Genomic DNA, 12760 nt, shown 5'->3' on the forward strand with positions numbered 1-12760 from the left:
TACTATCATTTCTTTGTGTATAAGTAATAACGGTTTTTGGTAATACAGAAAACATGTCTGAAAGGCCAACAAGAATAGAATTAGTAAAGATATTGATAGATGACCGAAATCATCATTTTTCACATCCTCATAATGTAGCGGTTAAATTCTTCTATTCTTTTGGAGGAACTATATCTACAGTTCTCATAGCTCTCTTTCTTAAGAATCAAATCCCATTATTAAAGGATGCTGTCTCCAATTCCCCTCAATGGTTTATGATTTTTGGTATATTAACAATTATTGGATATATACCTATTTTTTGGGGATTGGTAGAGCACACTACACTGCATATGAACCAACGGAAAAGAGTTGAATCTGCAATTGAATATTTAGTTAAAGTTAAACCGGAAGAATTTGACTTCAATTTATTTTGGATAGAATTTGGACGGGCAAATTTAGAATATAGGAGCTCTAAAAAATCTAAAAACTCAACTAATCTTATTGTTGCCGAACCAGACTCTAGAAATTGGCTTAATTATCATGACCGTAAAATAGAATTGGGAATTTTAATGATTCTAATTGGAGTTATAGGTTTAGTAATTGGATTATTCATATGAAATAATATAGCCTTACAAATACATTAAAACATTTATTAGTAATAATGCTTAATCTTAATTTGAAATTATATTTATATGACGATAGCAATCAAGGCAAAAAACCACAAAAAAGTATTTTTAGTTCGTGAGACTAATAAATCATTGTAGTTGAACTACTTGAAAAATCAAAATTTAAAAGTCAGGAAGATAATGCATCAAACACAAAACTGTTAGGTTCACTCTTTAAAAGAGTTTTATTGAGCTTATATTTTTGTTTTTCATCCCTTTATTTCCCCCTCCAAAAGCTCTAAAATAGCGTCCAATTGCTGTAGTAATGGCGTGTAATGTTCGGTTTCGGTGGCTTGGCTGGTAATAATGAACAACAGCAAATTGTTTTCAAAGCTTTTGGAGTCCAGAATAGTCAAGTTGCTATCGGGATTTTCGGCCACAGGAATCCCTAAATCGGCTGAGGTACCCATAGTATCCAATACGGTTCGGATACTATAGCCTTGCTGAGTGAACAAATCGATGACATTAGTACGTTGATTATCCAACATTTTCTCCTGTTTTGCAATATCATCAATAGTGGCAATCCAATTGGTAAGTCGAATCCGCAACAGATCATTGGAAATATCCTTTAAACTTCCAGAATTGATCATTTCGTTGAGCAAAGAATTGTTGGGATTAAAAAATATATCAAAGGAGAAAGCACGCCCGAACAACTGGGACAGTTCTTTTTCAGAAGGTTGGGTCGTTGCATCCATAAAACCTACAATGCGTTTGGCACTTTCGTAGCTCTCTCGGTTCACCTTGATCAATTCCTGTAATTTGTGCTTGCTGATGTTAAACTCTTGCTGCAACCCGGTCAAATACACCTGTTCTTTTTCCCGCTTGATGCGGTTATCGTTGCTATTGTCAATGGCGAGGGCGATCAATATCCCAATAACCACCAAAACAATTTCCCCAACGGCATACAACAGGTAATTCCCGAACTTTTTTTCGGACAGCAGCTGTTTTCGGATTTTTCGGAAGAATTTGATCATGTTAAATGCTTAACAAGGAACAAGAAGCTAATTGATGTTGATGCCCACATAATAGCCTTCATTGGCGCGGACATTGAATACGGTGTTGTCCTCAAAAATGAGGTATTGCCCTTTAATACCTTTCAACACACCTTTGTAGCTGGGAGTTTTATCCAAATTAAGACTTTTCACTTTCTCAGGATATTGCAATACCGGAAACTCCAAATGCGTCTCCCCATTGGAGTCCAGAAAATAACTGGACACTTCTTCGGGAATGCTGGATTTGAGTTTGCTGCGCCATTCCACCAAATTGACATCTTCAATGCGGTTGGTCAACATTTTTTGCCAACTGGTTTTGTCACTCACATGTTCTTTTAGGGCCACTTCGGTGATTCCCGCCAAATACCGATTGGGGACTTCCACAATTTCAATGGCTTCGTGGGCCCCTTGATCAATCCAACGTGTAGGCACCTGTGTCTTTCGGGTAACCCCCACTTTTACATTGCTGGAATTGGCCAAATAAACAATATGGGGTTGTAATTGCACCCTTTTTTCATACTCCAAATCCCTATCCTCTTGATTCAAATGGGCGGTGCTCAATTCCGGTTTCATGATCCAATCCCCAGCTGCGGGGGTTTCAAAAAAGCACGATTTGCAGAACCCTTGTCGGTATATGGGCAGGTCCTTTCCGCAGTTCAAGCATTGAAATTTGATGAAATCTATCTGTACTTCCTTGTTCAAGGCTTGGTTCATGTTCAAAAAATCGTTCTCAAAGACCAAAAAGTACTGGATAGGGCTTCCATTTTCGGTTTGCATCTTTTGTAACACTCCTTCGTAAAGCATATTTTATTATCTAGTTAAAGGTTATAACCCTGCAATTTCACTGTAGTTGCTTTAGTTTCCATAAACACTTAAGGCAGTTGTCATTTCGAGCGCAGCGAGAAATCTCATTATAAATTCAAAATTATGGGATTCCTCGTCACTTCGTTCTGTCGGAATGACATATGCTTCAAAATGAATTTCATTCATTCTTTTAAACCTATGGATTTTCAATCCAATAGTGGTTTAGTGATTTGATAATGACTGGGAGAAAAGCTATTTTAGCTGATACGCCCAACTAAATTCTTGGTTAAAGATACCCAAAATGCCAATACCATTATTCAATTCCATTGCTTCTTGGTTACTGAGAAAAAGATACCATCAAATTGAGCTTTTTCTAAAATATCCTTTGGATGTTCAAAATGAGGTACTTCGGTATTTGGTAGATTTTTCAAGAGATACCGAGGTGGGGAAACAGTATGGTTTTGGAGACTTGTCTAAATATGAAGATTTTGCGGACAGGGTGCCCATTGTCAGTTATGAAGATATTGCTGGCATGATTGAACGCACCCGAAGGGGCGAACAAAATATATTTTGGCCCACTTCCATAAAATGGTTTGCCAAGAGCAGTGGTACCACCAACGCGAAGAGCAAGTTTATTCCGGTAAGTTCAGAAGCCTTGGAGGATTGCCATTATAAATCCAGCAAGGATTTTCTTTGCCTCTATTTGAACAACAATGAAAATTCCCAATTGTTCAATGGCAAGAGTTTGCGCTTGGGAGGAAGTAAGGAGCTTTACGAAGATAATGGTACTTTTTTCGGCGACCTTTCCGCTATTTTGATTGATAATATGCCTTTATGGGCCGAATATAGCAGTACCCCAAGCAACAAAGTTTCGTTGATGGGGGAGTGGGAGTCCAAATTAGAGGCGATCATTGAGGAAAGTATCCATGAAAATGTGACCAGTTTGGCAGGAGTACCTTCTTGGATGTTGGTGTTGTTGAATGAAGTGTTGGAGAAAACGGGTAAAAACCACCTTTTTGAAATTTGGGAAAATCTGGAAGTCTATTTTCATGGAGGAGTGAGTTTTACCCCTTATAAAAATCAGTATAAGAAGATTTTGCCCCGAAAAAACTTCAACTACTACGAAACGTATAATGCTTCGGAGGGATTTTTTGCCATTCAGGATCGGAACAATTCAGAAGATCTTCTGTTGATGTTGGATTATGGTATTTTCTATGAATTTATTCCGGTGGATTCCCTTGGAGTGGGGGAAAAGGCCATTCCGCTTTGGGAGGTACAAACTGGGGTGAACTATGCCATGGTCATTACCACCAATGCCGGACTATGGCGATACAAGATTGGGGATACCGTCCGATTTACTTCAAAAAACCCGTATAGAATCCGCATTACGGGTCGCACCAAGCACCATATCAATGCTTTTGGTGAAGAACTGATCATTGAAAATGCAGAGGAGGCCTTAAAACAGATATGTCTAAAGACGGATGCTGAAATTATGGACTATACTGCGGCTCCTATTTTCATGAACGGTACTGAAAAAGGAACGCATGAGTGGATCATTGAGTTCCGTAAGGCACCCAAGGACATCAACTATTTCACTGAATTTTTGGACAATGCCCTAAAATCGTTGAATTCTGATTATGAAGCAAAGCGTTATAATAATATGACTTTGCGTATGCCAAAAGTGCATGTGGCCCGAAAAAATTTATTTCACGATTGGCTAAAATCCAAAAATAAATTAGGAGGACAGCATAAAATTCCAAGACTTAGCAACGAACGGGTTTATATTGAAGAGTTACTTATCATGAATGCTAAATCTCATGCTGACAGTGTGTAAAAAGTACACTTACCTTTATTTTACGAAAACGTTTGCGTAAAGTTGTTGCCGTTCATCGACCAAATTTTCTTTTGGGCAAATAAAAAAGAGTTTTATGCGTTTAATACTATAATTTCCCCCAAGCAAAACTAAACGCTGCACTACACAAACCATTAATTATGGCAGAAAAACTCGTTGTTATCTCCGATATGTGGGGAGCAAAAAAAGGACTTTGGATTGCATCCTATTTTGGATACTTACAGCAATACTATACTATTTCCTTTCATGATTGTCAACAACTGGGAAATATAGATGTTCCTATTTCCACAGAAGAAAACATCCATAAAGCCTTTGTAGAGGGCGGGATAGATAGTGCAGTGAATCAGTTGCTCAAAAAAGAAGTAGAACCGGCCCATTATCTGGCATTCAGTACTGGGGGTACCATTGCTTGGAAAGCTGCCTTGAAAGGATTGCCCGTAAAATCTTTAACTGCTATTTCAGCAACTCGGGTAAGAATGGAAGAGGAAAGTCCCAATATTCCAACCAACATGGTTTTTGGAGAGTGTGATGCCTACAAGCCAAGCTTAAAGTGGGCAGAGAAAGTGGGAGTAGACTTAAATGTTGTCCCCAATTTTGGACACCGCTTATATACAGATGAAAAGATTATCGCTGAGGTTTGTTTGAACCTTTTGGAAGAGGTGACCAAAAAAACAGTTTAACTTAAGAAACTGCTTTCAGTTTTTTGATAGTCTCGTACGATAGTTTTTCCTCTGCGTAAGCCTTGGTTACCTTAAACTCTTTGTCATCACTACTTGGTAAGGAGAACATGGCATCCGTAAATACAGCTTCACAAAGGGAGCGAAGCCCTCTTGCACCTAATTTGTACTCCACAGCTTTTTCTACAATGTAGGTCAAAGCCTGTTCTGTAATGGTAAAGGTAATACCATCCATTGCAAAAAGCTTTTCATATTGCTTAATGATAGCATTTTTAGGTTCCGTTAAAATAGCTCGCAACGTTTTGGCATCCAAAGGATTCATGTGAGTGAGCACGGGGAGCCTTCCGATAATTTCTGGAATGAGACCGAACTCCTTTAGATCTTTTGGGATAATATATTGCAGGATATTTTCATTGTCCAGTCTGTCTTCTGCTTTGGATGCACTGTAGCCCACCGCCTGCATGTTCAAACGTTTGGTAATGATGCGCTCAATACCATCAAAGGCGCCACCGGCAACAAACAAGATATTTTCTGTATTGACCTCAATGAATTTTTGGTCAGGATGTTTACGGCCACCTTTAGGTGGAACATTGACAACCGTACCCTCAAGTAATTTTAATAAACCTTGTTGAACCCCTTCACCGGAAACATCTCTGGTAATGGACGGGTTATCACTTTTTCGGGCAATTTTGTCTATTTCATCAATGAAGACGATTCCTCTTTCTGCTTTTTCCAGATTGTAATCGGCAGCTTGTAGCAATCTTGTCAAAATACTTTCTACATCCTCACCAACATAACCAGCTTCGGTAAGTACTGTGGCATCCACAATGGCTAGCGGAACATTGAGCATTCTTGCTATGGTTTTGGCAATTAAGGTCTTACCTGTTCCTGTCTGACCCACCATGACAATGTTGCTCTTCTGTATTTCTACTTCGTCATCCTTTCCCTTAGGTTGCAACAATCTTTTGTAATGATTGTAAACAGCTACGGACATGACCTTTTTGGTACGATTTTGTCCAATAACAAATGTGTCCAGAAAATCCCTGATTTCCATCGGCTTCTTTAATACAAGCTCCGATGAAAGATCTTGGTTTTTGGATTGTTTGGATTCCTCTGCAACTATACTATAGGCCTGTTCTATACATCTATCACATATATGTGCATCTAGACCGGCAATCAAGAGATTGGTTTCCGGTTTTTTTCTGCCACAAAATGAACATTCCAAGTTTTCCTTAGCCATATATCAACATTATTCAACCACTAATAACGAAAAAAAAAAGGATTTGGTTTATATAAAACCTTTGTTTTTAGCTCTTTTGTAGGGATTTATGAGTTATCCCGAGTTAAAATTTCATCGATCATACCATATTTTTTGGCCTCATCGGCTTTCATCCAGTAATCACGATCACTGTCTTCATATACCTTATCAAAAGGTTGTCCAGAGTGTTTTGCTATGATTTGATACAACTCATCCTTGATTTTTAGAACTTCTTTGGCAGCAATTTCTATATCACTGGCCTGACCTTGCGCACCAGAAAGAGGCTGATGGATCATAACTCTTGAATGGGTCAATCCACTTCTTTTGCCTTCTTGTCCTGCACATAATAGCACTGCGGCCATGGAAGCAGCAATTCCAGTACATATTGTTGCCACATCCGGTTTGATGAACTGCATGGTGTCATAGATTCCCAGTCCAGCATAAACACTACCACCTGGAGAATTGATATAGATTTGGATATCCTTGGATGCGTCCGCGCTCTCTAGAAAAAGCAACTGGGCCTGTACAATATTCGCCACTTGGTCATTGATTCCGGTTCCCAAAAAGATGATACGATCCATCATCAATCTGGAAAAGACATCCATGGCAATGGCATTCAATTGTCTTTCTTCTATAATATTGGGAGTCATATTCATGGGATACATACTACTCATGATCTGGTCGTAGTACATACTGTTTATACCATGGTGTTGGGTGGCGTATTTTTTAAATTCTTTTCCGTAATCCATAGGATTTCTTTCGATTTAGCTTAAAAAAAAGGTGCCGAAAACTTAGCTTTTCGGCACCGTAAAGATACTTAATTTTCTTTTAGCTCAATTAGCTGTATGCTTCCTTAACAAAGTCTTCGTAATTGACTTCTTTTACCTTAAGGTTAGCTTTTTCTTTATAAAGATCCAGCAATTTTTGACTCATCAATTGTTCAGAAAGTCTTTTTACTTCATCCTGATTGCCCAGAACTCGGTTTGCAATGTTTTCCAACTCTTCCTCTTTGGGGTCAAGATGACCGTATTGGGCCATTTGCGATTTGATAAAACCTTTGGCAAACTCTTTCAATTCATCCAATTGTACCTGAAGGTCATTTTCTCTGATGATTTTACCTTCAATAAGTTGGTAACGAAGTCCTTTTTCGGATTTTTCAAACTCTTCGCTGGCCTCATCATCAGACAACATTTTTTCACCACTTATTTGAATCCATTTTTTTAGGAATTCTGAAGGAAGTTGGAACTTGGTTTCGTCAATCAACCTTTCTGTAATGTCATTCAGCAATTTTTGATCAGATTGTTGCTCAAATTGCTTTTCAGAGTCTTCCTTGATTTTGTCTTTCAATTCTTTTTCTGAAGAAACATTGTCTTTTCCGAATAATTTATCGAATAACTCTTGATCTAAAGTTGCAGGTTGGCGCTCATTGATTTCTTCAATGGTGAAAGTTACGTCGATATTCAATTTTTCAGCTTTTTCGCGATCAATGCCCAAAGCACTTGAAAGTAGGTAATCTTCTTTGAAAAGACCTTTGGTCTTCAATGTCACGGATTCCCCAACTTTTTTGCCCGCCAAAATATCCAAAGCTTTTTTGCTTTTGATTTTCTCAAGCTCTATTGTGGTTTTGTGGTCTATTTCTTCTGATTCGTCAGCAAAGAAACCAGTAATTTCATCCAATTTTCCAACTTCAGTTTTGGAAACCAATTTCCCATACTGTTTTTGGATGCGTTCCACTTGTTCATCAACCATTTTTTTGTCTGCAACAATTTTATATTGGGTTACAGCTTTTTTAGTCTTTAGCTTGACATCAAAATTTGGAGCGAGGCCCAATTCAAACTCAAAATCAAGGATATCGCTGTCCCAATCAAAATTTTCCTGTTGTTTTGGTAGTGGATTGCCCAAAACATCTAATTTTTCTTCGGTTAGATATTTGTTTAAGTTGTCCTGCAACAGCTTGTTTACTTCATCTACTAAAACAGCTTTTCCATACTGTTTTTTAATAAGGCCCATGGGAACCTGTCCTTTTCTAAATCCAGGAATATTGGCTTGTTTTCTGTAATCCTTTAGGATATTGTCAACCTTCTCTTGGTAATCTTCTTTGCTGATGGCAACTTTTACCACTGCATTTAACTCATCAATCTGCTCTTTGGTAATATTCATCTTAACCTATTTGCTATTCAAAAATGGGTGGCAAAAGTAATGTATTTTATGTTTGACAGCAACTTTTTAAAGTGTTGAATGTCAACAATAATAGAATCTACTCATCCTGTTTCAAAATGCTATGGAGAATGGATTGCAAAATGGATAATAAAAGGCTGAAAAGTATGGCCCACCATATACTTGTTACTTCAAAACCTGAAATAAAGTGTGCGGCAATAAGAATGATGATCGCATTGATGACCAACAAGAAAAGCCCTAAACTAAGTATGGTAATAGGCAAGGTTAAAATGACCAAGATGGGTTTGACCAAAAAGTTGAGCAAGCTCAATACAACTGCAACAATTATGGCAGTTACCATGGTATCCACACCAACCCCTGGCAATAAGTAGGATAGGATAATTACTGCAAGGGCATTCAGCAAAAGTCTTAAGATTAATTTCATAGGTTGAGTTTTTGATAATAAAGAAAGGCACCATTAAGGTGCCTTCAAGATAGGAAATAATGTTTGTTTAGTTAATGTACAATCCAGTATAATCCAAAGGATTTACCCCTGGAAGGTTGGATCCGTACTTAGCGTTTATGGCTGCAACAAATGCATTGGCCAATATGGCATATCCTCTAGGAGCTGGATGTACACCATCCAATGAGAAACCACCTCCGGTAGCGAAGGTTGCGGTTACCACACTTCCATCAGTTTGCTGAAAACCAGTTGTTCTTAGTTCATTCAATAGTGCATTGGCATCTACAAAAGCCAAGTCGTACGTTGTTGCCAATGCTTCAATGGTTTGATTATATGCTGTGAGTGCATTCTCAACAGCAGTTTGTTCTTCGGGTGTAAGTACCCACTGATCTGCCAAAGGTATCGCGACTCCATTTATGGAGGTGGGATCCAATGGATTGGCCAATGTGCCGATAAAAGAACTTGAGGTCAATACCATTAAATCATCAGCGGTGGCCTGTCTCATGTTGATCAATCCTGGGTCAACCCCGGTCAAATCCGTTAAATCTTCATCCAAAATAACCACAGCGTTGGTATCTCCAGCAGCAAAAGAAATAGTTCTTTTTGCCACTTCATCCGCATCTATAAGGCTGAAACTTTGTGCAAGCAATAACCCTTGGTTGTAAGCCGCGTAGGCTCCGTTGACAAGAGTGGCGGTTGCTTCATCAAGAGGTACTGGGTTATGTGGAACAGTTGTGAAATAAGGGATATCCTTCACATCTGGAATGTTTGCAATAACACCATCAGCACCATTAGCAGTCATTGTCTGTAAGATGGCATCTAAAGAGCCTGCAAAAACATTGGGGTCGGTAATATCATTTCTAGAGTAGGAAGCGGGATCTATGTTGCCTGTCTGATCCACACCTGACCCACCATTGGTGGCGTATAGTAGAATATCGTTGGCTCCTGCCCAAAGGGAAAAGAAACTAGCTCCTTGACCAGCTGCATCTCCGATTACAGTTGCGGTTTCGGAGGAGGAAAACCTTGCAAAGTATGGATTGGCCGTACCTAATGCAACACCAGCAACGCTACCGTAACCTGGGGCCAATAGCTCATAACTTTTAGATCCTGGGACTCCCATATTGTTAAAAGGGCCAGATAGTTTTGTTGAAATTTCTGTGGTTCCTTCACCAGAAACAGGAGTAGGTGCTGGGCCATCTGCCGTAAAGGCCAAGAAAAGCCTATTCCCAAGAACAGGGTTTCCTTGAAGGGTGGCGCCTCCTAAATTATCTGCCATAAAAGGTATTTCAAAAGCTCCCCCACCAGCTAGGGCAAAGTTGGATGCCAGCATATTTGGAAAAGAGGCTTCTTGTCCGGCAATAAAGAGCGCATTGTCTGAAAACCCTGCCGTTAAGGAGTTTCCTATAGCTACATATTTTGTAAAATCCGCAGTTCCTGAAGTATATACTATGGGGTCCGGGTCTGGGGTGGTGTCAATTGGGGTATCATCTTCTTCGCATGCAATCAAGAATAAGCCTAAAAATGGAAGTAAGGCATACAACTTTTTCATATCTGAAATCTATTTGAGTTAGTTTAAGTTAAATTTATAGTTAAACCAGTATTAACCAAAACTAGGTCAAATTTGTCATTCAGACAATAAAATGGGTAAAAAAATTATGCATGCATAATAAAATAACCCTAAAATTATGAATTTAGAAAGTGAAGTGCTTTTTCAAAAAACTGTTTTGGATTTTCTGCGTGTAGCCAATGTCCGGCATTATCCACTGTTTCAATCTGTGCGCTGGGAAAATGTTTTTTGATATTTGGATAGTCATTTTCCATAATATATTCAGACCGGTCGCCACGTAAGAATAGGGTAGGGCCATCATATGTAGCATTAGCTTGAATATTTTCCCCGATTTCTTCCATTTTGTCCTTCAATACATCCAAATTGAATCGCAATCCCAACTTTCCAGTTTCCACCCAAAAAAGGTTTTTCAACAAGAACTGACGTATACCAAAGTTGTTGAGGTGTTGGGAAAGTATTTCGTCTGCCTGTTTTCTGCTGTTGATTTGGTCGAAATCCAATTGTAACAAAGCATCAATAATAGATTGATGATGTGGAGGATAAAATTTAGGGGCTATATCTGCAACTATGAGTTTCTTGATCAGCTCTGGATGAGAGGTGGATAGTTGCATTGCAGTTTTTCCACCCATGGAGTGACCCAAGACAAATACGTTTTTAAGATTGTAATGATGCGTATAATGCACAATGTCTTCGCTCAGAAAATCATAGTCAAAATCTACGGTGTGAAAACTTTTACCGTGATTACGTTGATCAATAAGATGGACTTGAAGCCCATTCGCCGCAAATTGGGAGCCTAATGTCTTCCAGTTGTCCGACATCCCTAAAAATCCATGTAGTATGAGCAATGGTTGACCTTCTCCAATAATTTTTGAATGTAGTAGTTCCATTATTTCAATCGGTGTCTGTACATGTTGATTACATTTTCCAATCCAAGATAAATGGATTCACAGATAAGCGCATGGCCAATGGACACCTCCAGAAGATTTGGAATGTTTTCCTTGAAGTATTTGATGTTTTCCAAGCTTAAATCATGTCCTGCGTTTATGCCCAATCCTAATTCTGAAGCCTTTTTGGCTGCATCAATAAAAGGTTGGATGCTGGTTTCTTTTTCTCCTTGGGCAAATTTTTGCGCAAAACTTTCGGTATATAATTCAATTCTATCGGTTCCGGTTAGGGCAGCTGCTTCTACCATTGCTACATCTGGGTCTACAAATATGGAAGTTCGTATTCCGTTGTCTTTAAAGGTTTGGATGACATCAATCAAAAAAACTTTATGTTTTACGGTATCCCAGCCTGCGTTTGAGGTAATGGCATCCTCAGCGTCCGGGACTAAAGTTACCTGGGTAGGTTTAACTTCCAGTACTAAGTCAATGAATTTGGGAATCGGATTTCCTTCTATATTGAATTCAGTAGTGACAACATTTTTCAAATCCCGAGCATCTTGATAGCGAATATGTCGCTCATCTGGCCTTGGGTGAATGGTTATGCCTTGGGCTCCAAATGATTCTATATCTCTGGATGAAGTGATTAAGTTTGGCATATTGCCGCCCCTTGAATTTCTTAGGGTTGCCAATTTGTTAATATTAACACTCAGTTTTGTCATGAAGTTAATTTTAGAAAGGCAAAAATAGGAATTAGGCACGCCTTTTGCGATTTAAAATTAGTATTTTGCACCCATTAGTTAGATTATGCAGATTCAGAATCAAATCATAACAACAGTACCTGTTTTTGAGGTTTCGGAAACCTTGGAAGAGGTAATTCGTTTTTTTGAGGAGACCACTTTTTCCCATGTAGGTGTCACAGAAAATGGCATATATATAGGATTGCTCTCTGAGAATGATTTGGCCTGTTTTGAACCGGAAAAGAAAATCGAGGATTTTAGATTTGAACTAGAAGCCTTTTTTGTGACCAAAGAAACTTCTTGGTTGGATGTGCTTGAAATGTTTTCTAGAAATGAGGCCAATATTCTGCCGATTATAGACGAGAATCATGTTCTTGTTGGATATTATGATTTGGAAGATATTGTAAGTGTTTTTATAGATACTCCATTTTTTAAAGAACCAGGGGCCATTCTTGTAATTTCTACTGGGATAAAAGATTACTCATTCAGTGAGATCGCTCAAATTGTAGAAAGCAACAACGCAAGATTATTGGGCGCATTTATCACAGATTCCCAAAATGATGTGGTCCAGATTACCCTAAAAATAGGCACACAAAGCCTAAATGAGGTTGCTCAAACCTTCAGAAGGTATAACTACACCATTGTTTTTGGTAATAGTGATGACCAATTCTTGGAAGATTTGAAACAACGATCCGACTACTTGGAAAAATACCTTAACGTTTAGC

Annotated in this window: 13 protein-coding genes; 4 read left to right on the forward strand and 9 right to left on the reverse strand. The window is 38.7% G+C overall.

Translation table 11 applies throughout. From position 1 onward, the window contains the following. The first annotated feature begins 53 nt into the window (after positions 1 to 53). Positions 54 to 596, forward strand: a complete 543-nt coding sequence (locus HJC33_RS06420) for a hypothetical protein (RefSeq protein WP_171657985.1) — start codon at positions 54 to 56, stop codon at positions 594 to 596. A gap of 257 nt (positions 597 to 853) precedes the next feature. On the opposite strand, the gene HJC33_RS06425 is transcribed toward HJC33_RS06420, so the two are convergent. Continuing rightward, positions 854 to 1618, reverse strand: a complete 765-nt coding sequence (locus tag HJC33_RS06425; protein ID WP_171657986.1) for a DUF6090 family protein — start codon at positions 1616 to 1618, stop codon at positions 854 to 856. A gap of 27 nt (positions 1619 to 1645) precedes the next feature. After that, positions 1646 to 2440 (reverse strand): DUF2797 domain-containing protein, encoded by a 795-nt coding sequence (locus tag HJC33_RS06430; protein ID WP_171657987.1) that lies wholly within the window; start codon positions 2438 to 2440, stop codon positions 1646 to 1648. A 301-nt stretch (positions 2441 to 2741) separates the two neighbouring features. Here HJC33_RS06430 and HJC33_RS06435 point away from each other — a divergent pair, with 301 nt between their 5' ends. Together HJC33_RS06435 and HJC33_RS06440 are read left to right on the forward strand one after the other, a co-directional pair. Then, entirely contained in the window at positions 2742 to 4274 is a 1533-nt protein-coding gene (locus tag HJC33_RS06435) for a GH3 auxin-responsive promoter family protein (RefSeq protein ID WP_171657988.1), read from the forward strand. A gap of 158 nt (positions 4275 to 4432) precedes the next feature. Further along, complete coding sequence (locus HJC33_RS06440) at positions 4433 to 4972, forward strand: hypothetical protein (protein ID WP_171657989.1); 540 nt, start codon at positions 4433 to 4435, stop codon at positions 4970 to 4972. 1 nt (position 4973) lies between these two features. Here the strand turns inward: HJC33_RS06440 and clpX are convergent, their stop codons facing one another. From clpX to HJC33_RS06475, 7 genes are all read right to left on the reverse strand, one after another. Continuing rightward, positions 4974 to 6209, reverse strand: coding sequence for an ATP-dependent Clp protease ATP-binding subunit ClpX (gene clpX, locus HJC33_RS06445; protein ID WP_171657990.1), 1236 nt, complete (start codon positions 6207 to 6209; stop codon positions 4974 to 4976). Between the two features lie 86 nt (positions 6210 to 6295). Continuing rightward, entirely contained in the window at positions 6296 to 6976 is a 681-nt protein-coding gene (gene clpP, locus HJC33_RS06450) for an ATP-dependent Clp endopeptidase proteolytic subunit ClpP (RefSeq protein ID WP_171657991.1), read from the reverse strand. A gap of 88 nt (positions 6977 to 7064) precedes the next feature. Further along, positions 7065 to 8387 carry a trigger factor gene (tig, locus tag HJC33_RS06455; RefSeq protein WP_171657992.1) on the reverse strand — a complete coding sequence of 441 codons (1323 nt, stop codon included), beginning with the start codon at positions 8385 to 8387 and terminating at the stop codon, positions 7065 to 7067. Positions 8388 to 8484: 97 nt separating this feature from the next. Further along, positions 8485 to 8829 carry a phage holin family protein gene (locus HJC33_RS06460; protein ID WP_171657993.1) on the reverse strand — a complete coding sequence of 115 codons (345 nt, stop codon included), beginning with the start codon at positions 8827 to 8829 and terminating at the stop codon, positions 8485 to 8487. 67 nt (positions 8830 to 8896) lie between these two features. Continuing rightward, a complete protein-coding gene (locus HJC33_RS06465; protein WP_171657994.1) occupies positions 8897 to 10396 on the reverse strand; it encodes an SGNH/GDSL hydrolase family protein in 1500 nt (499 codons plus the stop codon). 134 nt (positions 10397 to 10530) lie between these two features. Beyond that, positions 10531 to 11301 (reverse strand): alpha/beta fold hydrolase, encoded by a 771-nt coding sequence (locus tag HJC33_RS06470; RefSeq protein ID WP_171657995.1) that lies wholly within the window; start codon positions 11299 to 11301, stop codon positions 10531 to 10533. Then, positions 11301 to 12017, reverse strand: coding sequence for a pyridoxine 5'-phosphate synthase (locus HJC33_RS06475; protein WP_171657996.1), 717 nt, complete (start codon positions 12015 to 12017; stop codon positions 11301 to 11303). Before HJC33_RS06475 ends, HJC33_RS06470 begins: the two co-directional genes overlap by 1 nt. A gap of 85 nt (positions 12018 to 12102) precedes the next feature. On the opposite strand from HJC33_RS06475, the gene HJC33_RS06480 reads away from it, so the two are divergent. Beyond that, positions 12103 to 12759, forward strand: coding sequence for a CBS domain-containing protein (locus tag HJC33_RS06480; RefSeq protein ID WP_171657997.1), 657 nt, complete (start codon positions 12103 to 12105; stop codon positions 12757 to 12759). The last annotated feature ends 1 nt before the right edge of the window (position 12760 follow it).

The sequence above is a fragment of the Flagellimonas amphidinii genome, assembly GCF_013090115.1.
In the GTDB taxonomy this organism is placed as follows: Bacteria; Bacteroidota; Bacteroidia; order Flavobacteriales; family Flavobacteriaceae; genus Flagellimonas; species Flagellimonas amphidinii.